Origin of the sequence: Variovorax sp. YR634, assembly GCF_900106655.1 — a bacterium.
GTDB lineage: Bacteria > Pseudomonadota > Gammaproteobacteria > Burkholderiales > Burkholderiaceae_C > Variovorax.
Genome location: NZ_FNOL01000016.1, coordinates 25,875 through 46,930 on the forward strand (window position 1 = coordinate 25,875; position 21,056 = coordinate 46,930).

Below are 21,056 nucleotides of genomic sequence, written 5' to 3' on the forward strand. Positions count from 1 at the left end.
GAAAAAAGAAAAGGGGCGCAAAGCGCCCCGGGGGTCAGGCCGCCTTGCGGGCAGCAGCGCGGCGAACCGGCTTCTTGGCGGCGGCGGCCTTGGCCTTCACCGTGCGAACCGGCTTGGCTTCTTCGGCGCCGCTAACGCGGGCTTCGATCTGCTTGGTGCCGGCGACGATCTTGTCGGCGATCTGCACCGAGACGGTGGCGATCGGCTGGTTCAGCGCGCCCAGGGCGTTGATCACCGAGGTGGCGACCGGCGATTCGACGCGAGCCACGCGGCTGGCGACCGATTCGATGCCGCTGGTGGTGCCGGCGGCAACGCGGTCCATCACGTTCACGATGCGGCTGGTGTCGATGTCCAGGCGGTTGGCCAGGAAGCCGTTGATCTTTTCTTGCGCGCCGATCAGGTTGGCCTTGACCTGCTCGCTCACCAGCGGAATCTGGCGGCTGCCGAGGAAGTTGCTGTAGCGCGAAGCGGCGCCGCCCAGGAGGCGATGCACACCGGTGCGGTAAGCGCCGACCAGGGTCTTGCCAGCGTCGTTGTATTGACCGACGACGTGAACAGCTGCGGAAGCGATGGTGGTTTGCGTGGACATGGTGATTTCCTTGAAGTTGAAAGGTTCGCGAAGGAAACGGTATGTCTTTCGCGATGGGCCTATCTTCTTCTGCAGGGCCTAGGCCTGAAAAACTAGAACGGTCGGAAAACTAGTCCAACTGCCCCAATTTTCTTTCTGCGGGCCGGGCCCCGTGCGCCGATCATGCCGCAGCGGCCCTGGGGCTGCCGGAGCGCTTGGCCGGCGCGGCCTTGCGGGCTGGCGGCTTGGGCGTGGCTTTCTTTGCCGCGGTCCTGACCGGTGCCTTTGCAGCTGCTTTCACGGGTGCCTTCTTCGCTGCGACCTTGACTGGAGCCTTCTTGCGCGCGGCAGGTTTCTTCTTTGCAGCGGCGACGGGCGCGTGCCCGGCCTCGTCCGACGGCTCCTCGATCGTCTTCGCAGGCACCGGCGCAGGCGCCGCACCGGCGGCGGCCGGGTGCTTCTGCGTCAGCTCCATCAACAGCTTGTGCTCGGCCAACAGGTAGTCGCCGATCTCGGTGATGTCGGGCACGGCGCGGCGGCAGGCGATCAGGCCGTAGTCCATGCGGCCGTTGTAGCTCTGCACCGTGACGTTGAGCGCCGTGCCGTGGCTGGCGATCGACACCGGGTAGTAGCAGGTGACGAGCGCGCCCGCGAAGTACATCGGGAACGGCGCGCCGGCCACGTTCGAGATAGCCACGTTGGCCGCAGGCGGCAGCAGGTTGACGATGCCAGAGCGCCCCACCATCGACGCGATGCCCGACACCAGCCAGGGCGCGGCGAAGGTCGGGAAGTCGTCGAGGATCACGGCCTTGAAGCGGTTCATGGTCGACTTCGACGAGGTCGACGACGCGTTGATCGCCTTCAGCCGCTGCACCGGGTCGGTGATGTCGGTGGCCAGGCTCACGAGGATCATGCTGGCCTGGTTGTTGGCTGTCTGGTCGCCCGCTTCGCGCAGGCTCACCGGTACGCCGGCCACCAGCGGCTTGGCCGGCAGCTCGTTGTTGTCGGCCAGGTAGTGGCGCAGCGCGCCGGCCACCGTGGCCATGACCACGTCATTGAGCGACACGCCGAAGTGCTTGGCGATGTACTTGGTCTCGGCCAGCGAGATGGTGCGGCCGGCAAAGGTGCGCTGGTTGGTGATCGACACGTTGAGCGAGGTGCGCGGCGCGAAGAGGTTGAACTTCTTCGGTGCGGCGGCCGTGTCCTTCTCGGCCGCCTTCTCGTCGGGCTTGGCGAGGCCGCCGATGGCGCGCGCGATGGCGGGCGCCATCTTGAAGAGCTTCACGTACTGCTGCGCGGTGTTGCGCAGCGCAGCGGTGGCGAGTTCGGCCATGCCCAGCTGGTAGCCGCTGCTGCGCGGACGCGAACGCGGCGGCTTCACCACGCGGCCGGTGGCCTCGAGATCGAAGATGGCCTTGCCCACTTCCACGCCGGCCTGTCCGTCGATGCCCGCATGGTGCACCTTGGTGTAGAGCGCCGCCTGGCCGCTCTTGAGGCCATCGATGATGTAGAACTCCCACATCGGCCGGCTGCGGTCGATCAGCGAGGAATGCAGCCGGGCCACGTATTGCTGCAACTGCCGGTTGGTTCCGGGCTTGGGCAGCGTGATGTGGCGCACGTGATAGTCGAGGTCGATGTCGTCGTCCTCGACCCACACCGGGTTGGTCATGTCGAAGGGCATCAGCGCGAGCTTGCGCGTGAACACGTCGGCCAGGTGGATGCGGCTGGCCATGAAGTTCTTGGCGTCTTCGTAGAAGTCGCCCTTGTAGCCCTTGGGCAGGTCGAGCACGTTCAGGGAGCCCACGTGCATCGGCATTTCCGGCGTTTCCAGGTGCAGGAAGGTGGCATCAAGACCGCTCAGGTGTTTCATGTGTTGTGTCTCCTTGGTGGGGCATGCGCCGCTAGGCAGGATAGCGCGGGCATCGCGTTCGTGGGCCTCTGGTTCTTCAGTGTTTCCACCGGGGGAAGGCACCAGCGCGACAGGGGTTTGCCCGAAGTAGCGAAAAAGTGCCAGGTGCCCGGCGGGCAGGGCGACAACTGCTCACATCGCCCGTTTCACACAGGCTCCGTACACTGCGGCCATGACATCCAGCCCCTCCCCGCAGCAGCATCAGGACGACAACCTCTGGCTCGAGGACATCGACGGCGAGAAGCAGCTCGACTGGGCGCGCGCGCAGAACGCGCTCACCGTGCAGGCCTATGCGCAGTCGCCCGCGTTCGAGGCGCTCCAGCAGGGCATCCTCGAGGTGCTCGACTCGGACGACCGCATTCCGATGGTCCGCAAGATCGGCCCGCGCTTCTATTACAACTTCTGGCGCGACAAGGATCACACCAAGGGCCTGTGGCGCCGCACCACGCTGGATGAATACCGCAAGCCGCAGCCCATGTGGGAGACGGTGATCGACCTCGACGCGCTGGCCGCGGCTGACAAGGAGAACTGGGTCTGGCACGGCGCCGACTGCCTGGAGCCCGACTACAGGCGCTGCCTGATCTCGCTGTCGCGCGGCGGCGCCGATGCCGACGTGGTGCGCGAGTTCGACCTCGAAACCAAGCAGTTCGTCGAAGGCGGCTTCTCGCTGCCCGAGGCCAAGAACCACGTGGGCTGGAAAGACATCGATCACCTCTATGTGGCCACCGACTTCGGCCCCGGCTCGATGACCAGCTCCAGCTACCCGCGCATCGTGAAGGAATGGAAGCGCGGCACGCCGCTGGCCAGCGCGGTGACGGTGTACGAAGGCGCGCACGAGGACATGTCCGTCAGCGCCTACCGCGACAACACGCCCGGCTTCGAACGCGACTTCGTCTCGCGCCAGATCGACTTCTACGAGAGCGAAACCTGGCTGCGCGGCGCCGACGGCAAGCTCGCCAAGATCGACGTGCCCGACGATTCGCTGGCCGAGATCACGCGCGAGTGGATGCTGATCGAGCCGCGCACCGACTGGGCCGTGGGCGGCACCACCTTCAAGTCGGGCTCGCTGCTGGCCGCGAAGTTCGACGACTACATGGCGGGCCGGCGCGAGCTCACCGTGCTGTTCGAGCCCGACGACACGACCGCACTCGACAGCCACTCGTGGACGCGCCACCACCTGATCGTCAACGTGATGCACGACGTGGTGAACCGGCTCGAAGTGCTCACGCCGCCATCGAACGGCAAAGGTGCGTGGACGCGCGAAAGCCTCGGCGGCGCGCCCGCGCTCTCCACCATCGCGGCGGGCGGCATCGACGAGGACGAGAACGACGACTACTTCCTCACCGTGAGCGGCTTCCTGCAGCCGACCACGCTCTACATCGGCACCATCGGCCAGGGCGAACCCAAGGTGCTGAAGGACAGCCCCGCCTTCTTCGACGCCTCGCGCTATCGCGTGAGCCAGCATTTCACGACCTCGAAAGACGGCACACGCGTGCCCTACTTCGAGATCGCCGCCAAAGACCTGCAGGCCAACGGCAAGAACCCCACGCTGCAGTACGCGTATGGCGGCTTCGAGATTTCATTGCAGCCGAGCTACAGCGGCAGCATCGGCCGTGCGTGGCTCGACAAGGGCGGCGTGTACGTCATCGCCAACATCCGCGGCGGCGGCGAGTACGGCCCGCGCTGGCACCAGGCCGCACTGCAGGAGAACCGGCTGCGTACCTGCGAAGACTTCGCGGCCGTGTCCGAAGACCTGTTCGCCCGAAAGATCACTTCGCCCGGGCACCTGGGCGCGATGGGCGGCAGCAACGGCGGCCTGCTGATGGGCAACATGCTCACGCTGTACCCGAAGCTCTACGGCGCCGTCGTGAGCGAGGTGGCGCTGCTCGACATGCGGCGCTACACGCACCTGTCGGCGGGCGCCTCGTGGATCGCGGAATACGGCGACCCCGACCAGCCCGACGAGTGGGAATTCATCCAGACCTTCTCGCCCTACGAGAACGCGAAGCCGGGCCAGGCTTACCCGCCCGCCCTCTTCACCACCTCCACGCGCGACGACCGCGTGGGCCCGGTGCATGCGCGCAAGATGCACGCAAAGATGGTGGCGCTGGGGTACGACAGCAGCTTCTACGAGAACCTGGAAGGCGGCCACAGCGCTGCAACGGACAACAAGGAATCCGCGTTCATGGACGCACTGGGCTACGCGTACCTGTGGCAACACCTGGAGAAGCCGTGATGAGCAATGCCAGCAGCACCCCCGTCACCCTCGAACTGATCGGCGCGCCGACCGACATCGGCGCCAGCGTGCGCGGCGCCGGCATGGGGCCCGACGCGCTGCGCGTTGCGGGCCTGCCCGAGGCACTGGCGCGGCAGGGCTACACAGTCATCGACCGCGGCAACCTCGCGGGCCCGGCCACGCCCTGGGCGCCGCCGACCAACGGGTTGCGCCACCTCGACGAAGTGATCGCCTGGAACCGCTCGGTGTACGCGGCCGTCGACACCGCGCTGGGTGCCAGCAACGTGCCGGTGATGCTGGGCGGTGACCACTGCCTGGCCATCGGCTCGATCAGCGCGGTCGCGTGGCATGCGCGCAAGCGCGGCAAGAAGCTGCGCGTGCTGTGGCTGGACGCGCACTCCGACGTCAACACCGAGACCACGAGCCCCAGCGGCAACCTGCACGGCATGCCGGTGTCATGCCTGCTGGGCCACGGGCCGGCCGTGCTCACGGGCTGGAGCGGCGAGCGCGCGGCGCTGCAGCACGACGCCATCCGCTTCATCGGCATCCGCAGCGTGGACGGCGACGAGAAGGAAGCCATTCGCACGCTGGGCCTGAGCGTGTTCGACATGCGCCACATCGACGAGCACGGCATGCGCACGACCATGACGGAGGCGCTGCAGGACGTGGACGAGGACACGCACCTGCACGTGAGCTTCGACCTCGACTGCCTCGACCCGGCGGACGCGCCCGGCGTGGGCACCGGCGTGCGCGGGGGGCCGACCTACCGCGAGATGCAGCTGTGCATGGAAATGATCGCGGACACCGGGCGGCTGGGCTCGCTCGACGTGGTGGAGCTGAACCCGGCGCTCGATGTGCGCAACCAGACGGCGGAAGTGGCTGTCGAGCTCATCGAGAGCCTCTTCGGCAAGTCGACGCTGGTGCGCTAGGAGTTCTTCAGGTCAGGGACGCTCGACCTGCGCGGCCTTGGCCCGCGTCACGTAGCCCTGGTAGGCCGGCAGCGCGATGGCCGCGACGATGCCGAGCCCCACGATGACGGGCAGCAGCCAGGCACCGATCAGCACGCCAGTGGTGTTGGGCGGCGGCGGCGCGCCGAAGCGGTTGCTGCCCTTGGTGCCCGACTTGAAGATCCAGATCAGCGCGACCAGCGGGATCAGCGCCAGGAACAGCATCCAGCCCGACCAGTCCATGTCGTGCGAGCGCTGGATGCCCGTGAGCACGTAGAAGACGAAGTACGGAATCGCGAGCAGGAAGGTCAGCGCCACGATCAGCCCCTCGGAACGCCCGAGGCCGGCGATGCCGAGAATGAAACCCAGCAAGGTGGCCGCGACGATGAAGATGATGTACGAAAACATCGTGTACGCCAGGAAGCGCGCCCGCCCGATGCGGCCCTTGGCGGACCACAGCTTCACGGGCTGGACGCCCGCATCGCCTTCGTACACATCGGCTACCGTGGCGCGGGGCGCGGCATAGGGATTGGTCATCTCGGTCATGTGCTTTTCTCTCTCCTCTGTTGTGAAGTTCACATTTTGGGCAAAGACCTTTACAAAAGACCAGCCCTTTTGACGGCGTGATAGCGATTCACCAACGCCACCGCGAGGTCGGCCGGCTCCACGTCTACCGAGAGCGGATCGTTGCCGACCACCCGCGCAAAAGCATCGCGGCGCGACTGCTCGAACAGATGCGCCGCCGCAACATCGACGGCGTCGCGCGCATGCACCAGCGGCTGGCTGGCGATGCGCCCGAGCACGCGCTCGCGCAGGCTCGCGACCAGCACGAGGTGCTTGCGGCGCAGCAGCTTGATCGCGGGGCGCAACTCGGCCGCGTCTTCGTCGCGGAAGTTGGTCAGCACGATGACCAGTGCGCGCCGTTTCTGCACGCGCAGCATTTCCTGCGCGGCCAGGAGGTAGTCCGAATGGGTGGCGCCGGGCTGGATGTCGTGCAGCCGGTTCATCAGCGCGTTGAGGGTGGCGGTGCCCTTGCGCGGGGCGAAGTCGCGCCGCTCTTCGGCAGGGCAGCCGAAAGTCATGGCGCCGACCTCGTCGCCTTCCTTCAGCGCCACGTAGCTCAACAGCATCAGCGCATTGAGCGCCTCGTCGAAGTGGCTGTTGGCCTTCAGCGCCAGCGCGCCCTCGTCAGCGCGCATGCGGCGGCCGCAGTCGAGCAGGAACAGCACGCACTGGTCGCGGTCGTCCTGGAACTCGCGCACGATGGGCCGGCGCTGGCGCTGCGTGGCTTTCCAGTCGATGTGGCGCAGCGAGTCGCCGGTCTTGTAGTCAGAAAGTTGACGAAAGTCGGTGCCGAGCCCGCGCTGCGCATAGGTCTTGATGCCGATCTGCGCCAGCCGCCGGTCGCCCGACAGCCACGCGTAGCGCGCCAGCGCGGCGAAGTTGGGATACACGCGCAGCCGGCGCGGTTCGCCCAGCGTCTGCCGCATGTCGAAGCAGCCGAAGCGGGTGCGCCAGCGCAGCTGGGTGGCGCCGAATTGCGCCACGCCGCGCTGCGTTGCGGTAGCGGTGTAGCGCAGCGCGACCTGCGAGAGCGCCGGCACGGCGACGGTCTGCGGCAGCCCCTCGAAGGTGAAGTGGGCATCGAGTTCGTCGAACACCGACACCTGCCAGGCCTGCGCGCCTTCGTTCACCAGCGTGAGCGTGAGCACCGTGGGCACGCCGAGCGAAAACGCGCCGGGCAGGTTGCGCTCGATGCGCAGCGGCGCGGCGCGCCACAAGCGCAGGCTCTGCCAGAGATCGACCGCCGCCAGCACAAGACCCAGCGCCAGCAGCACGGCAGCCGCGATGGCGACGTAGCCCACCGGCACGCCCAGCAGCAGCGCCACGGACGCGGCCACGGTCAGGCCGGCCAGCGCCAGCACGGCCGCACGCGCGGGGATCGGAACAGCAGCGCGCATCCGCGGGCCTAGAGCCTTGGTGCCTCTACGCTGTCGCGGGCGGCGCGCAGCAGGGTGTCGACGCCCAGGCCTTCGAGCTGCGCGTCGGGCGAGATCATCACGCGGTGCCGCAGCGCGGGCAGCGCCTGGCGCGCCACGTCGTCGGGCGTGATGAAGTCGCGCCCGACCATCAGCGCGGCGGCGCGGGCGGCGCGCACCAGGGCCATGGTGCCGCGCGGCCCGGCGCCGGACGAGAGGCCCGGCCAGTCGCGCGTGGCGCGCGCGATGCGCACCGCGTAGTCGATCACGCGCTCGTCGGCCTGCACCAGGCAGGCCAGCCGCTGCAGTTCGAGCACCTGCGCCTCGTCGAGGCAGGGGCGCACGGCCTCGAGCGGAAACTGGTTGCCGGCACGCTGGCGCGTGGTCAGCTGCACGATGGCGTTCTCTTCGCTGTGGCTCGGAAAGCCGATGTCGATCTTCAGCAGGAAGCGGTCGAGCTGTGCCTCCGGAAGCGGGTAGGTGCCTTCGGTGTCTATCGGGTTCTGCGTGGCCATCACCATGAATGGGCGCGGCAGCGGCATGGCCGTGCCTTCGAGCGTGACCTGGTACTCCTGCATGACTTCGAGCAGCGCGCTCTGGGTCTTGGCCGGCGCGCGGTTGATTTCGTCGGCCAACAGCAGGTTGGTGAACACCGGGCCCTGGTGCACGCGCAGCGTGCCGAGGCTGCTCTCGCCGCGCGCGGCGAGGTCGAGCACCGCGTGGCCCGTGATGTCCGAGGGCATCAGGTCGGGGGTGAACTGCACGCGCGCATAGCGCAGCGTCATGGCCTGCGCCAGCGCCCGGGCAAGCAGGGTCTTGCCGAGCCCCGGCACGCCTTCGATCAGCACGTGGCCCGAAGCGACCAGCGCAATCAGCGTCTGGTCGACCGCCTCGAGCTGGCCGACCACGGCCTGGCCGACCTCGGCGCGCAGCGTCTGCAGCCACTGGGCCGCACGCGTCAGTTCTTCGGGTTGGATGGCTTGCATGAGCGTCTCTCGGTTCAGGATGTGGATGAAGAAGAAGGTGAAGGCATGAACGGCCCGTGGGCGTCGAGCCGCCGGCGCGCGGTTTCCAGCACCTCCAGGTCGACCGACATGGCGCCGGCATGGCGGGCCCGCTCGCCCATCGCCCGAACGAGCATGGCCGCCTCCAGCCCGGTGGCCTGCGCGATGGCGGCGGCGCGCGCGGCGGCATCCCGGCGCGCATAGCCGCGCAGCTGGCGGCCGGCGGATTCGTTCAGCGCCCGCAGCTGCGCGGCGTGCAGCGCGTCGGCGCCGTGCATGTGCAGAAAGCCGGCGGTGCCGCGCACCTGCTCGGCCATGGAACGCCGATGCGTGCCGGCCGAGGGCGCCAGCGGCCCGAAGCGCACGGCCGCTCGCCAAAGCGCAACAGCCAGCGCCAGCAGGCCCACGAGCAGGGCCGCCCAGCCCTTGTTCCAGATCCAGCGCAGGAAGGGTTCGCGCGTTTCCTCGGCAACGAACCAGACTTCGGCGCCGCTGCGCGCCTGCACCGCGGCAACGGCGAACAGCGCGTTGTCGCCGCGCGTCAGGCTCGCGTTGTGCCACAGGCCCCAGGGCATCACGGTGACGGTACCGCGCCCGACCTGCACGCGGATCGCTTCGGTGCCTTTCGCGCCGAGCACGGTCCACAGGGGCGGCGGCTGCTTGTCGGCAGGCCGGTAGCGCGCTGGCGACCACCAGGTGCAGATGCGGAAGCTGCGGCCACCGGCGAAGCTCGCTGGCACGGTTTCGGGCTCGGTCACCGCATGGCAATCCGCGTCCTTGGCGGGTTCGGCAAATTGCGACTTGGGCAGTCGCTTCCTGGGTGCGGGTGGCTCCTTCGACTCTTTCTTCTCGTCCCCGGCGGGCGACTTTTCGCGGACCAGCGGGATCCAGCCTTCCAGCAGGTCGCTGTTGACGAGGTGGCTGGGCATCACGAGGTGCCCGCCCTGCTCGACCCACTGGCGCAGGCGCTGTTCGCGCTCGGGGAACATGTCCCAGTGGCTGGAGGCGAGCACCAGCCGTGCCTGCGCGGGGGGCATGGTGTCGAGGCTGTCGTGCTTGACCACCTGGACGCCGAGCTCGCGCAGCATCACCTGCGCGCCGTAGAACGAATTCTTCTTGGCCTCGCCGCTCGCGGGCGTCGGTATTTCGGTGTCGGCCCATTCGGTGGCGGAGACCAGCCAGAAGCCGATTGCCGCCAGCACGAGCACCGAGCCGATGCGAACCAGCCAGGCGTTCATGCGACGGCACCCTTCAGATCGGCGACGGCCGGCACGGCGGCGGAAAGATGCCGATCGAACTCGCCGCAGACCGCCAGCACCTGCGCGGTGGAAGGCAGCCGACCGCCGTACGCCCCCAGTTGCCAGACCCCGACCAGCCGCACGAAGAAGGCCTGCGCATCGGGCGTCAGCCGGGTCGCGGAGAGCAGCATGCATTCGCCCTCGGTGCTCGCGGCTCGCACCGGCACCCCGTGCGCGTGCACGAGGCGCGACAGTGCACCGCGGTACAGCAGCGACAGTGCGGGCCGGTGCTGGCCGCGCTGCCAGAGTGCGGCCGCGGCATTGCCGATGTCGTCGGGCAGGCTTTCGGGCCGGATGTCGAGGCTGCCGACATGGCTGGGCAGCAGTTCCTTGCCGGGCCGGGCACCGCCGGCACGCACCTGCATCCAGCGGCGCAGGCGAACCACCAGCCAGGCCAGCGCCAGCGCGCCCAGCCCCCAGATGAGCCAGCGCGCGCCCTCGGCCACCGACCTGATGAAATCGCGCAGCCAGTCGAGGCTGTCGGTCTTCTTCTCGGGTTCGTCTTCCTCTTCGTCGTCGCGTTCCTTGAAGCGCAGCTTTCTTTCGGTCTTGGTGCCGGGCATGTTCGGATCGGCGCGGACCTTGTCGACTGCGGTCTTCACCTGTTCGCGGGTCGGGGCCTCGGCAGCGACTGCCGGCGGCGTCATCGCGACGATGACGCACACAGCCAACACAGCCGCCGCGATACGAAGTGCGCGAAGCCTGGAGGTGTCAGCGGAACCCACGGCGGAACTCCTGCTCGATGTCCCACGCTTCGAGCTCTACCCGGCGGTTGAGGTACATCGCAAAACCGGCCGCCACGTAGAACGGCTCCAGCACGCCGACAACGAGCGCATAGGCCCCCGCCGTCAGCAGGCTCTGCAGCGGAACGTCCGACTGCGTGAGCCAACCGAACAGATCCTTCGCGCTGCCCTCCGGCGCGAACCAGAACAGCAGCGACAGCAGGCAGATGTCGAGCGCCATCTCCACGTTGGCGAACACCATCTGCATGCCCGTGGCTGCGCCGCGCCGTCCGCGCAGCAACTGGGTGCGCCGCTTGCGCCGGGCGCTTCCGCGCTGGCCTTCGAGCTGGTCGATAGCCTGGGTGAACGAACGCCAGGGCGAAAACCGCCGCCACAGCAGCGTGCGCAGCAGTTGCCCGCCCCACACTGCGCGGCGGTTTTGCCAGAGGTCGGCCCAGCGCGTCTCCTGGCCGAACACCGCGCGCGAATGAACGAACAGCAGGCTGCGGTCGAACCAGGGCTTGAGCCAGAAGATCAGCAGGCTGGGCAGCCAGCCGGCGATCTCGACCGTGCAGAGCGCCAGCAGCACGGTCACGATGTACACCGGCAGGAAGGTGCGCCACACCGAGCGCGCATGGCTGCGCACCAGCTGGGCGCCCAGGTCCGCGGCCTCCGCCATGGGCCGTGGTCGCAGCGCGATGGCGAGGCCGTCAACCTGCACGGTCTTCAGCCTTTGCCGCAGCAGCGGCGCGCGGCCGGCCCTGCCAGCCCAGGTACGCCAGCACCAGCACCCAGCAGGCGCCGCCCACGCCGTACTTCACGGCCGGCGCGATCCAGCGCGCCGACGACCAGAAGGCCTCGATCGCGGCGGCGATCAGCAGCAGCCCGATGACGCCGTAGACGATCACCACGGCATGGCGCGCGGCCAGCCGCAGCGACTCGAGCCGCGTGTAGCGGCCGGGCGCGACCCACGCATAGCCGAGCCGCAGGCCGGCCGCGCCCGCCAGCACGATGGCCGTGAGCTCGAAGGCCGAGTGCGTGATGACGAAGGAGCAGAAGTTCTCGGCATGCCCCGCCGCGATCAGGTAGCCGCCGACCGCGCCGATCTGCACGCCGTTGAACACCACCACCGCGGCACTCCCCACGCCGGCGAAGATGCCGGCCGCGAAGCAGCGAAAGCCGATGCCGATGTTGTGCATGATGTAGAAGCCGAACATCTGCCAGTCGTCGCCCGCGCTGCGCGTGCGGCCCAGCGACTCGGCACTGTCGCTGTACATGGAATCGAACTGCTGCACGGCGCTGGCGTCGAGCAGGTGCAGGATGAAGCCCGGGTCGCGGTAGGCCGCCCAGCCCGCCGCCAGCAAGGGCAGCAAGAACATCAGCGCGGACACCAGCAGGTAGACGCGGTGCGCCCGCACCGCCTCGGGAAAATCGACCAGCGCGAGCCGGGCGAAGCGTGCCAAGCCGTAGTCGTGCTGCCGGTAGATCAACCGGTGCGCGCTCTGGGTCAGGCTTTCGAGCCGCTGGGTGAGGTGAATGGGGTAGGCGCGCGCCTGCGCCAGCGCCAGGTGCTCGCACACGCGGCGGTACAGCGTGGCGAGCCGCGCGCCGTCGAACTTGCGCTTGGTCTCGGCCACGCGGATGACGGCCTCGAGTTCGGTCCACAGCGGCGCGTAGGCCGCTTCGAAATCGAGTGGCGTCATCGCCCGCCTCCTCGCGCATCGGCGCCGGCGCGGCGGCCCAGCACCCACTGCGCCACGCCCAGCAGGCGTTGCGACGCGGAGGCGCCGGAAGTGTCGGGGCCCAGCACCGGTTCGGCGACGCGGGCGAGTTCGTCGAAGCGTTCGGGGGTCAGGCGCGTCGCGCGACCGGCCCACGAGACGATGGCCATCTGCTCGCGCGCCGACAGCGGCCGCGCGGGGGCCTGCGGTTCGGCCGCGGGCACCTCGCCGTGCAGGCTCACATGGTCGCTGAACACCACCAGCGTGCCGGCGGCCAGGTCACCCAGCCGCTTGCTGTCGCGCCGCCACAGCATCGACACGATGCCCGCGCCGTAGAAGGCCGGCACGAAGTCGGCCGCGCGCAGCAGGTTGCGGGTGAGCGCGGCGGCAGGCGTCACGGGCAGGCCCGAGTCCATCACCACGCGCAGCCCCATCACGCGCTTGCCGGGCGTGGCCGCCGCGCGCGTGAGTTCGAAGATCACGGGGTAGAGCCACTCGAGGCAGAAGTAGCTGATGAGCAGGATGCCGAAGCCCATCTTGCCCATCATGCCGACGGCGATGGAGATCACGGTGAAGATGCCGAGCCGGATCGCGAAGTCGATGAGATACGCCAGCCCGCGCGCGACCAGGCCGGCCGGGCGCAGCGAGAGCGCGATGCCTTCCGGGGTCTCGGCGGTGTAGAGCGTGTCGAGGCGCACTGGCGAAGCGCTCGCTCAGGCCTGCAACACGACGGTGTCGGCGATCTGGTCGTGCAGGCAGCGGCGCGACGCACGGAAGATAAAGAGGCTGTCGATCAGCACGTAGATTGGCCCGAGCAACGGCCAGATGGTCGTGAAGAACGCCGGGCCGTCGCGCAGGGCCAGGATGCGTCCGATCTGCGCCCGCGAGCCGTCGGGCCGGGCAATGCGGATCTTGAACAGCGCCTTGCCGATGGTCTGGCCGCGAGTGGCCAGCAGGTAGCCGTGCAGAACGAGGTAGAGAACGATGCCGGAGGCCGCGCTGGAGATGCGGGGTTCCCAGAGTCCGAGGCCGTCGTCCTCCCAGAGGTTGATGGGCGTGAACTTCGCCAGGAGCCATATCACGGCGATGGAGATGCCGGCATCGAGCATCGCGGCCAGAAACCGCGTGCCGCGCGTTGCGAGTTCGCCGGGCTGCGTCTGGCCCGGCTGGAGCACGTCCTCCACATGGGATTGCGGAGGCGCGTAGCGCGCGTCCTGCGACTGATCTTCCATGCCCGTCCCTCTCCGAAACGATTGATTTTCGGAAGATTCTAGTGGGTGGGCTGCTCCGGCAGTGGGCGAACAAGGGCACTCTGCAGGTTGCGCAGGTCGTCCAGCAGCAGGCTCAGGGGTGCGGCCAGGAGTGCATTCGACGGGGAGCCTTGCGACGCCTGCGCGCAGCGGTCGAGCCCATCGAGGTCCGGTGGCGCGCCCTTGCCCGCGAGCGCATCGGCCATGCCGGCGACTGCGGCACCGGCAGCCTGCGCCGCTTCGCGCCATGCGGCGTCGGCCTGCGCGCCCTGCATCTGCCGGAACACGCGATCCAGCACCACGGCGTCCTGGAAGATGCGCGCCGCCAGCCGGGCCTTGTCGCGATAGGCGCTGTGCCCCCCGGCGGTGCCGCGGCGCCACCACCGCGCCTCCAGGTCAGCGCCGCCGGCCAGCACGGCCAGCCGGTCCAGCGACGCGCGCGTGCCCGCGTGAATGCGCTCCGCCTCGGCACCGGCAGGCCTTCGCGCAGCGGCCATGCGTTTCGCGATGCCGTGCAGCAACGCGGCGCAGCCCTCGTCGAAACGCGCGCCCGCGTGGTACTCGGACACGAGCGTCGAAACCGCCAGCGCCACTCCCACGCCGATGCCGATCTGCGCCATGCGCAGCAGCGCAACCTGCAGCGCCGAATGGCCGGGAATACCGCCGGCCGACAGGATGATCAACGCGGCCACCGGTGCGCTGCGCAAGCCCGGCGCGACCGCGCTGGCAAACGCCAGCAACATGACGACGGCAAGCGTGGTCGCCAGCATCGGCGCGCCGTGGTGCTGCAGATAGACACCGGCCAGGCCGCACAGCGCGCCGGCGGCCGTGCCGCTCACGCGGTTCCATCCGGCATCGAGCGTGGAGCCGGCGCTCGGGCGCATGACGATCAGCACGCTCATCACCGCCCAGAAACTTTCGGGCAGGTGCAACGCGGTGGCGACGCCCCAGGCGATGGCCACCGCCGCTGCCAGTTGTACGCCGGGACGCCAGCGGCCGTGGCGCCAAGGGCCAGTCAGGCGTTGCAGTGCCGGGGCGCCGTTCATGCTCCTGGCGCCGGTGGATCGCTGCTTTCCAGCGCGGCGGCGATGCCGTCGATCAGCCCGCAGGCCTGCAGCAGCAAGGCGCGCTGATCGGCATCGAGCGTGGCGCCGATCACCTCGGCCAGTGCCGCCTCGCGCGAACGCATGAGCGCCTTCAGACGGCGTATGCCCTCGGCCGTGAGGGACAGCAGCCATTGGCGCCCATCGGTCGGGTGCGGCGTGCGGCCGATCCAGCCTTCGGCTTCCAGCTCGGCCAGTAGCCTCGTCAGCGACTGGAGCTTGACGCGTTCGAGCCCTGCCAGCGTGGTGGGCGTGCACGGCCCATGCCGATGCAACTGGCCGAGCACGCTGAGCTTGGCCACGCTGGGGCCGTCGGGCGCGGCGCTGCCGCTGCGCAACTGGCGCGTCAGCTGCGACACCGAGGTGCGAAGGCGCGAGGCGCATTGCGCCGGATCCGGGATGGTGGAAGCCATGCCCAGATTGTAAGACGTATCTTGGTACTTTGGAGCCCGGCGTCAGCCCCGGTTCGGCGACGAGTTCACCGGATAGGTGACGGCGGGCTGGGCAGCGGCGGGAGCAGGCGGCGAGGCGACCGGCGTTGTTTCCGTGGGCGTCCCGGCTTCTTCCTCCCCTTCAGGGCCTTCGAGGAAACGGTCGAGCAGCGCGAAGAAGCGGTCGTAGAAGCGCTCGTCGGTCAGCGTCTCGCTCGCGACCTTCACCATCGCGTCGTCGCTGCCCGAGAACGGCAGCGAGAGCGAGCCGATCGCGCCCACGCCCAGGCTGGCCGAGTTGTTCACCTTCTTGATGCCGTAGCGGTCCTGCAGCGCGGTCGCGAAAGCCACGGTGCTCTTGCTGGCCTTGCCGCTTCTTGTGCTCTCGCGAGCGCAAACCACCCGGAACTCGACCTCGACATGCACCTCGGCCGCCGGCTGGAAGCTCTTGCGCCCGGTCACGAGATCGGCGTTGGCCGCCGTGATCATGTAGCCCTGACTCAGCAGCGCGCGGCGCGCGGCCTCGCAGGTCTGGGCCTCGGTGGCCTCGTAATCTCGGGTGTGGGTGGTGGTCGAGCCGAAGGCTTCGGGCTCGTAATTCACGCGGCGCGATGTGCTGCCGCAGCCGGCAAGTACAAGGGCGGACAGCAGGCCGAGTACGAGAACCCGGGCGCGAACAACTGGGAAAGAAGTGAGGTGCATGGACGGCATGGAGCGGCGAATGCTAACCGGCGCCTTGCCGGCAAGGCTTCGAGCGCGCCCGCGCGCCAGCGTTCCCTGCCGCGCGAGATTTTCAGGACCAGGGCAGCACGTGATGCGCGCGCACCCGCGTCGCCGCGATCAGCCGTGCATTGGGCGCATCGGTGCTCGCCACCCAGGCGCGCGCCTCCTCGGCGCTGCGGCCGAACTGCTGGTGGCGCCGCACCAGGCGCTCCTCACGCACCGCATCGTCGATGTCCACGTACCAGACCTCGTCGAACATCGCCGCCGCGCCAGCCCACGGGCCGACGTCGTGCAGCAGGTAGTTGCCTTCGCTGATGACAAGCTGCGTCGTCGGCAGCACCGCAATGGCGCCGGCAATCGGCTCCTCGATCTCGCGGCGGAATTCGGGGGCGTAGACGATGTGGCCATCGGGCCGCTGCTCGCGCAGGCGCTGCAGCAGCGCGACATAGCCGGCGCTGTCGAAGGTGTCGGGCGCGCCCTTGCGGCCGGAGCGGCCGAGCCGTTGCAGCTCGACGTTGGCGAGGTGAAAGCCGTCCATGGGGACGACCTGGGCGCGATCTGCACCCACCGACTGGAGCAGCGCCGCCGCGAGCGTGGACTTGCCCGCACCGGGTGCGCCGACCAGCCCCAGCAGCTTGCGCTGCCCGCCGGCCATCAGGGCCTGCAGGCGGGCGACGCTGTCCGCTGGGAGAGGAGGAAGTTTCTGCGCGGGGATGGTGCTCATCCCCCGAGCGTACCGTCCCCGAGCGTCAAGAAATCATCAGGGGTACAGGCCGCGCTCTTGACGAGCCATCAGGATGCGCTCGCAAGCCACCGCATACGTCGCCGTGCGCAGCGTGATCTTGTGCTTGTCCGCTGTGTCCCAGATCTGGTTCAGCGCGTTCATCATGATGCGGTCGAGGCGCACGTTGATCTCGTCTTCGTCCCAGAAGAAGGACGAGAAGTCCTGCACCCATTCGAAGTAGCTCACCGTCACGCCGCCGGCGTTGCAGATCACGTCGGGCACGACCAGCACGCCGCGCTCGGCGAGGATGTCGTCGGCGGTCGGCACCGTGGGGCCGTTGGCGCCTTCGAGCACCAGCTTGGCGGTAGTCTTCTGTGCGCGCTCGGCGGTGATCTGGCCTTCGAGTGCGGCCGGGATCAGGATGTCGCAGGCGACGTTCCAGAAGTCTTCGTTCGGCACGATGTCGCCGCCGGCCTTGAAGGCGACCACGCCGTCCTTGTTGGCCACCGGGATCAGCTTGGCCAGGTCGAGGCCGTTGGTGTTGACGATGGTGCCGGTGTGGTCCTGCACCGCGACGATCTTGGCGCCGGCTTCCGCGAACAGTTCAGCCGCGACCGAGCCCACGTTGCCGAAGCCCTGCACGGCGATGCGCGCACCGCGCAGGTCCATGCCCAGGCGGCGAGCGGCTTCACGGCCGGTGACGAACACGCCGCGGCCCGTGGCCTTGACGCGGCCCAGCGAGCCGCCCAGGTGCAGCGGCTTGCCGGTAACGACGCCGGTGGCGGTGCCGCCGACGTTCATCGAGTAGGTGTCCATCATCCACGCCATGATCTGGCCGTTGGTGTTGACGTCGGGCGCGGGGATGTCGGTGTGCGGGCCGATGATGATGCCGATCTCGCTGGTGTAGCGGCGGGTGATCTTTTCCAGCTCCTGCAGCGACAGCTTCTTCGGGTCGACGCGGATGCCGCCCTTGGCGCCGCCGTACGGCAGGTTGACGGCCGCGGTCTTGATGGTCATCCAGGCCGACAGCGCCATCACTTCTTCGAGCGTGACGTCGGGGTGGAAGCGCACGCCGCCCTTGCCCGGGCCGCGGCTCATGTTGTGCTGCACGCGGTAGCCCTCGAAGTGGGCGATGGTGCCGTCGTCCATCTCGATCGGCACGTCGACGATCAGCGCGCGCTTGGGGCGCTTCAAGGTTTCGACCCAGCGGGCCAGCGGGCCGAGGTACGGCACGACGCGGTCGACCTGCGAGAGATAGGTGCCCCACGGGCTGTTCGCGGTCGGATTGACGAAGGAGAGTTTTTCGCTCATGAGAGATCCCTTGGTTTAAACGGGTGGCCGCAACGATAGACCTCTCCCGCGCGTCGCGCCATGGCTTATGCGCGCCGCGCTGGCGGTTATGCAAGAGAGGTTTGGTTTCGCAGCCCCGGGCGGCACATCGCATCGATGTACCTGACAGAAACGTCATCTACGGGTTATCGACCCCGCGGATGCGCTTCGTAGAGTTGGCTTCACCAACCAAGGCAACCCAACCACCCTCAAGGAGTCCCGAATGAACAAGCAAGCTTCCGCCACCCGACTGCTCGGCACCGGCACCCTCGCCGCCCTGCTGGGCGCGATCGCAGCGCCGAGCTTCGCCGGCAACTACGCCGAGGGCGATCCGCGTCCCGTGCCGCTGACCTCGTCGACGACGCGCTCAGCGGTGACCGCCGACGCAGTGCAGTGGCTGAAGACCGCGCCCACGCAGGGCTACACCAGCGGCTATCAGCAAGAGGCGGTCGTGGTCTCGGCCAACACCCGCGCCGCGGTGGCGGCCGACACGCGGCTGTGGATCCAGTCGGGCCTGGCGGCCCAGCAGAGCGGCGAAGCCGGTGCCGATATGACGAAGCCCGGCTACCGCCAGGCGGCAGCCGAATACACCAAGCTGCGCGCGAGCCCCGCGTACGGCGCGCTGGTTGACCAACTCAAGGACCAGCAGGCGGCGGCGCAGTCGCAGACCCAGGTTCGCTGAGAGCGCGCGGCGGCGCCCTGGGTAGGCCAGGGTAGACCACCGCCAGCGCCTTGGTTCTATCTCCTATGGTCGGCGGTCATAGGCCGCATCTTCCGCCAGCAATCAGCGTTCGGGCCGGATAATCTTCTGATGCTCGACCTGGACCGCATCGATCTCCGGCTGCTGAAGATCCTTCAGGAGGACGGCCGCATCACCAACCTCAAGCTGGCCGAGGCAGTGGCGCTCTCACCCACTGCGGTGCTGGCGCGGGTGCAGCGGCTCACGCGCGACGGCTTCATCCTGGGCTACGAGGCTCGCCTCGATCCGCACAAGCTGGGCCGCGGTTTCACCGTCTTCGTCGAGGTGCTGCTCGACCGCACCACGCCCAATGTGTTCGACCAGTTCAAGGCCGCCGTGCAGGTGCGCGACGAGATCATGGAATGCCACATGGTCGCGGGCGGCTTCGACTATTTGCTCAAGACCCGCATGGCCGACATGGCCGCCTACCGCGAGTTCGCGGGCACCGTGCTGTGGCAATTGCCCGGCGTGCGCGAAACGCGGACTTATGCGGTGATGGAAGAAGTGAAGAGCAGCGCGCGCCTCCCGCTGGGGGTGTGAGCGCGCCAGCTGACCTCAGGCGGGCTTGCGTGCCCGCCCACCGAAGATCGCCGTGCCGACACGCACCATCGTGCTGCCTGCGCTGATCGCCGCTTCAAGATCAGCGCTCATGCCGAGCGACAGCGTGTCGAGTTCGATGCCCACGTCGCGAATCGACTGGTACGCCGCATGCGCGCGCAGGCACAACGCGCGCTGCGCCTCGAAGTCCGCCGCCGGTTCGGGGATCGCCATGAGCCCGCGCAGCCGCAACTGTGGCAAAGCCGCCACAGTGCGTGCCAGCGCCAGTGCCTCTTCAGGCGGCACGCCGGACTTGTTGGCGCCGCCGTCCACATTAACCTGAAGGCATACATTGAGCGGCGGCAGGTGAGTCGGCCGCTGGGCCGACAGACGCTCGGCAATCTTCAGCCGGTCGATGCTGTGGACCCAGTCGAAGTGCTCGGCCACGGGCCGCGTCTTGTTGCTTTGCAGAGGGCCGATGCAGTGCCATTCGAGGGTGGCGCGCAGATCGGCGAGGGCTTCGATCTTGTCCAGACCCTCCTGCACGTAGTTCTCGCCGAAGGCCGACTGGCCCGCCGCATGCGCCTCGCGCACCGCCTCCGGCCCGAAGGTCTTTGACACCGCCAGCAGCCGCACCTCACCCGGGTCGCGGCCGGCCGTTACACATGCCTTTGCGATCCGGCTGTTTACTTGCTGGAGGTCGTCGCCAATCATCGTCATAATCGTCCAAAATCGTATCAAAACGTCACCGAACTCGAGCCGAGGAGCCCCGTGGACATCACCCAATTGCTGGCGTTCAGCGTCAAGAACAAAGCCTCCGACCTGCACCTTTCCGCAGGCCTGCCGCCCATGATCCGCGTGAACGGCGACGTGCGCCGCATCAACGTCGACGCGCTCGATCACAAGGGCGTGCACGCCATGGTGTACGACATCATGAGCGACACGCACCGCAAGCACTATGAAGAGTTCCTGGAGGTCGACTTCTCGTTCGAGATCGACGGCCTTGCGCGCTTCCGTGTGAATGCCTTCAACCAGGCGCGCGGCGCGGCCGCGGTGTTCCGGACCATTCCCTCGAAGATCCTGACGCTGGAGCAGCTGAACGCGCCAAAGATTTTCGGCGAACTCGCGCTCAAGCCGCGCGGACTGGTGCTGGTGACGGGCCCCACGGGCTCGGGCAAGTCGACCACGCTGGCGGCAATGGTCAACTACCTCAACGAAAACGAGTACGGCCACATCCTCACGGTGGAAGACCCGATCGAGTTCGTGCACGAGTCGAAGAAGTGCCTGATCAACCAGCGCGAAGTGGGCCCGATGACGCTGTCGTTCTCGAACGCGCTGCGCTCCGCCCTGCGCGAAGACCCGGACGCCATCCTGGTGGGCGAGTTGCGCGACCTCGAAACCATCCGCCTCGCAATGACCGCGGCCGAAACGGGCCACTTGGTGTTCGGCACGCTGCACACGTCGTCGGCCGCCAAGACCATCGACCGGATCATCGACGTGTTCCCGGGCGAGGAAAAGGAAATGATCCGCGCGATGCTGTCGGAGTCGCTGCAGGCAGTGATCTCGCAGACGCTGTGCAAGACCAAGGACGGCCAGGGCCGCGTGGCGGCGCACGAGATCATGCTGGGCACGCCAGCCATCCGCAACCTGATCCGCGAGGCCAAGGTTGCGCAGATGTACTCCACCATCCAGACCGGCCAGGGCTCGGGCATGCAGACGCTCGACCAGAACCTGACAGAGCTGGTGCGCCGCAATACCATCTCGGCTGCAGAAGCCCGCGGCAAGGCGAAGATTCCCGAGAATTTCCCCGGCTGATCCACAGCCCTTCGGAGCACA

The 21,056-nt window shown here is 68.3% G+C and carries 22 protein-coding genes; 5 read left to right on the forward strand and 17 right to left on the reverse strand.

Annotated elements, in window-relative coordinates; translation table 11 throughout:
• Positions 1-34: 34 nt before the first annotated feature.
• Both BLV60_RS23295 and BLV60_RS23300 read right to left on the reverse strand, forming a co-directional pair.
• Entirely contained in the window at positions 35-589 is a 555-nt protein-coding gene (locus tag BLV60_RS23295; RefSeq protein WP_093057666.1) for a hypothetical protein, read from the reverse strand.
• Positions 590-749: 160 nt separating this feature from the next.
• Positions 750-2,438 (reverse strand): WS/DGAT/MGAT family O-acyltransferase, encoded by a 1,689-nt coding sequence (locus tag BLV60_RS23300; RefSeq protein WP_093057667.1) that lies wholly within the window; start codon positions 2,436-2,438, stop codon positions 750-752.
• Positions 2,439-2,649: 211 nt separating this feature from the next.
• Between BLV60_RS23300 and BLV60_RS23305 the strand changes: the two genes are divergently transcribed.
• Positions 2,650-4,713 carry a prolyl oligopeptidase family serine peptidase gene (locus BLV60_RS23305; protein ID WP_093057668.1) on the forward strand — a complete coding sequence of 688 codons (2,064 nt, stop codon included), beginning with the start codon at positions 2,650-2,652 and terminating at the stop codon, positions 4,711-4,713.
• Entirely contained in the window at positions 4,713-5,642 is a 930-nt protein-coding gene (gene rocF / locus BLV60_RS23310; RefSeq protein WP_093057669.1) for an arginase, read from the forward strand. The genes BLV60_RS23305 and rocF overlap by 1 nt, the downstream gene beginning before the upstream one ends.
• A gap of 12 nt (positions 5,643-5,654) precedes the next feature.
• Here rocF and BLV60_RS23315 read toward each other — a convergent pair whose 3' ends face one another.
• The 14 genes from BLV60_RS23315 to BLV60_RS23380 all read right to left on the reverse strand — a co-directional run bounded on the left by BLV60_RS23315 (position 5,655) and on the right by BLV60_RS23380 (position 17,926).
• On the reverse strand, positions 5,655-6,206 hold the full coding sequence (locus BLV60_RS23315; RefSeq protein ID WP_093057670.1) for a DUF805 domain-containing protein: 552 nt from the start codon (positions 6,204-6,206) through the stop codon (positions 5,655-5,657).
• Between the two features lie 50 nt (positions 6,207-6,256).
• Positions 6,257-7,621 carry a DUF58 domain-containing protein gene (locus tag BLV60_RS23320; RefSeq protein ID WP_093057671.1) on the reverse strand — a complete coding sequence of 455 codons (1,365 nt, stop codon included), beginning with the start codon at positions 7,619-7,621 and terminating at the stop codon, positions 6,257-6,259.
• Between the two features lie 8 nt (positions 7,622-7,629).
• The gene (locus BLV60_RS23325; RefSeq protein ID WP_093057672.1) at positions 7,630-8,625 is read right to left on the reverse strand and encodes an AAA family ATPase; all 996 of its coding nucleotides are present in this window, start codon (positions 8,623-8,625) and stop codon (positions 7,630-7,632) included.
• A 14-nt stretch (positions 8,626-8,639) separates the two neighbouring features.
• A complete protein-coding gene (locus tag BLV60_RS23330; RefSeq protein ID WP_093057673.1) occupies positions 8,640-9,881 on the reverse strand; it encodes a DUF4350 domain-containing protein in 1,242 nt (413 codons plus the stop codon).
• Entirely contained in the window at positions 9,878-10,666 is a 789-nt protein-coding gene (locus BLV60_RS23335; protein ID WP_256329520.1) for a DUF4129 domain-containing protein, read from the reverse strand. Before BLV60_RS23335 ends, BLV60_RS23330 begins: the two co-directional genes overlap by 4 nt.
• The gene (locus BLV60_RS23340; protein WP_093057674.1) at positions 10,653-11,384 is read right to left on the reverse strand and encodes a hypothetical protein; all 732 of its coding nucleotides are present in this window, start codon (positions 11,382-11,384) and stop codon (positions 10,653-10,655) included. The genes BLV60_RS23335 and BLV60_RS23340 overlap by 14 nt, the downstream gene beginning before the upstream one ends.
• The gene (locus tag BLV60_RS23345; protein WP_093057675.1) at positions 11,374-12,366 is read right to left on the reverse strand and encodes a stage II sporulation protein M; all 993 of its coding nucleotides are present in this window, start codon (positions 12,364-12,366) and stop codon (positions 11,374-11,376) included. The genes BLV60_RS23340 and BLV60_RS23345 overlap by 11 nt, the downstream gene beginning before the upstream one ends.
• A complete protein-coding gene (locus BLV60_RS23350) occupies positions 12,363-13,082 on the reverse strand; it encodes an RDD family protein (protein WP_093057676.1) in 720 nt (239 codons plus the stop codon). Before BLV60_RS23350 ends, BLV60_RS23345 begins: the two co-directional genes overlap by 4 nt.
• 15 nt (positions 13,083-13,097) lie before the next feature.
• Positions 13,098-13,616: an RDD family protein gene (locus BLV60_RS23355; RefSeq protein ID WP_093057677.1), complete on the reverse strand. Its 519-nt coding sequence runs from the start codon at positions 13,614-13,616 to the stop codon at positions 13,098-13,100.
• A gap of 38 nt (positions 13,617-13,654) precedes the next feature.
• Positions 13,655-14,680 (reverse strand): FUSC family protein, encoded by a 1,026-nt coding sequence (locus BLV60_RS23360; RefSeq protein WP_093057678.1) that lies wholly within the window; start codon positions 14,678-14,680, stop codon positions 13,655-13,657.
• Complete coding sequence (locus BLV60_RS23365; RefSeq protein ID WP_093057679.1) at positions 14,677-15,150, reverse strand: MarR family winged helix-turn-helix transcriptional regulator; 474 nt, start codon at positions 15,148-15,150, stop codon at positions 14,677-14,679. Before BLV60_RS23365 ends, BLV60_RS23360 begins: the two co-directional genes overlap by 4 nt.
• A gap of 42 nt (positions 15,151-15,192) precedes the next feature.
• Positions 15,193-15,771: a DUF2242 domain-containing protein gene (locus tag BLV60_RS23370; RefSeq protein ID WP_371127397.1), complete on the reverse strand. Its 579-nt coding sequence runs from the start codon at positions 15,769-15,771 to the stop codon at positions 15,193-15,195.
• Between the two features lie 190 nt (positions 15,772-15,961).
• A complete protein-coding gene (locus BLV60_RS23375) occupies positions 15,962-16,615 on the reverse strand; it encodes a nucleoside/nucleotide kinase family protein (RefSeq protein WP_093057681.1) in 654 nt (217 codons plus the stop codon).
• Positions 16,616-16,651: 36 nt separating this feature from the next.
• On the reverse strand, positions 16,652-17,926 hold the full coding sequence (locus tag BLV60_RS23380; protein WP_093057682.1) for a Glu/Leu/Phe/Val family dehydrogenase: 1,275 nt from the start codon (positions 17,924-17,926) through the stop codon (positions 16,652-16,654).
• A 241-nt stretch (positions 17,927-18,167) separates the two neighbouring features.
• Here BLV60_RS23380 and BLV60_RS23385 point away from each other — a divergent pair, with 241 nt between their 5' ends.
• Together BLV60_RS23385 and BLV60_RS23390 are read left to right on the forward strand one after the other, a co-directional pair.
• Positions 18,168-18,626: a hypothetical protein gene (locus tag BLV60_RS23385; RefSeq protein WP_093057683.1), complete on the forward strand. Its 459-nt coding sequence runs from the start codon at positions 18,168-18,170 to the stop codon at positions 18,624-18,626.
• 129 nt (positions 18,627-18,755) lie between these two features.
• Complete coding sequence (locus tag BLV60_RS23390; protein ID WP_093057684.1) at positions 18,756-19,223, forward strand: Lrp/AsnC ligand binding domain-containing protein; 468 nt, start codon at positions 18,756-18,758, stop codon at positions 19,221-19,223.
• Between the two features lie 15 nt (positions 19,224-19,238).
• Here the strand turns inward: BLV60_RS23390 and BLV60_RS23395 are convergent, their stop codons facing one another.
• The gene (locus BLV60_RS23395) at positions 19,239-19,940 is read right to left on the reverse strand and encodes a YggS family pyridoxal phosphate-dependent enzyme (RefSeq protein WP_093057685.1); all 702 of its coding nucleotides are present in this window, start codon (positions 19,938-19,940) and stop codon (positions 19,239-19,241) included.
• Between the two features lie 51 nt (positions 19,941-19,991).
• Here BLV60_RS23395 and BLV60_RS23400 point away from each other — a divergent pair, with 51 nt between their 5' ends.
• On the forward strand, positions 19,992-21,035 hold the full coding sequence (locus BLV60_RS23400; RefSeq protein WP_007833310.1) for a type IV pilus twitching motility protein PilT: 1,044 nt from the start codon (positions 19,992-19,994) through the stop codon (positions 21,033-21,035).
• Positions 21,036-21,056 lie beyond the last annotated feature (21 nt).

Coding starts and splice junctions, on each gene's coding strand:
- BLV60_RS23295 (WP_093057666.1), bottom strand. CDS start 589: ATGTCCACGCAAACCACCATCGCTTCCGCAGCTGTTCACGTCGTCGGT.
- BLV60_RS23300 (WP_093057667.1), bottom strand. CDS start 2,438: ATGAAACACCTGAGCGGTCTTGATGCCACCTTCCTGCACCTGGAAACG.
- BLV60_RS23305 (WP_093057668.1), top strand. CDS start 2,650: ATGACATCCAGCCCCTCCCCGCAGCAGCATCAGGACGACAACCTCTGG.
- rocF (WP_093057669.1), top strand. CDS start 4,713: ATGAGCAATGCCAGCAGCACCCCCGTCACCCTCGAACTGATCGGCGCG.
- BLV60_RS23315 (WP_093057670.1), bottom strand. CDS start 6,206: ATGACCGAGATGACCAATCCCTATGCCGCGCCCCGCGCCACGGTAGCC.
- BLV60_RS23320 (WP_093057671.1), bottom strand. CDS start 7,621: ATGCGCGCTGCTGTTCCGATCCCCGCGCGTGCGGCCGTGCTGGCGCTG.
- BLV60_RS23325 (WP_093057672.1), bottom strand. CDS start 8,625: ATGCAAGCCATCCAACCCGAAGAACTGACGCGTGCGGCCCAGTGGCTG.
- BLV60_RS23330 (WP_093057673.1), bottom strand. CDS start 9,881: ATGAACGCCTGGCTGGTTCGCATCGGCTCGGTGCTCGTGCTGGCGGCA.
- BLV60_RS23345 (WP_093057675.1), bottom strand. CDS start 12,366: ATGACGCCACTCGATTTCGAAGCGGCCTACGCGCCGCTGTGGACCGAA.
- BLV60_RS23355 (WP_093057677.1), bottom strand. CDS start 13,616: ATGGAAGATCAGTCGCAGGACGCGCGCTACGCGCCTCCGCAATCCCAT.
- BLV60_RS23360 (WP_093057678.1), bottom strand. CDS start 14,680: ATGAACGGCGCCCCGGCACTGCAACGCCTGACTGGCCCTTGGCGCCAC.
- BLV60_RS23365 (WP_093057679.1), bottom strand. CDS start 15,150: ATGGCTTCCACCATCCCGGATCCGGCGCAATGCGCCTCGCGCCTTCGC.
- BLV60_RS23375 (WP_093057681.1), bottom strand. CDS start 16,615: ATGAGCACCATCCCCGCGCAGAAACTTCCTCCTCTCCCAGCGGACAGC.
- BLV60_RS23380 (WP_093057682.1), bottom strand. CDS start 17,926: ATGAGCGAAAAACTCTCCTTCGTCAATCCGACCGCGAACAGCCCGTGG.
- BLV60_RS23385 (WP_093057683.1), top strand. CDS start 18,168: ATGAACAAGCAAGCTTCCGCCACCCGACTGCTCGGCACCGGCACCCTC.
- BLV60_RS23390 (WP_093057684.1), top strand. CDS start 18,756: ATGCTCGACCTGGACCGCATCGATCTCCGGCTGCTGAAGATCCTTCAG.
- BLV60_RS23395 (WP_093057685.1), bottom strand. CDS start 19,940: ATGACGATGATTGGCGACGACCTCCAGCAAGTAAACAGCCGGATCGCA.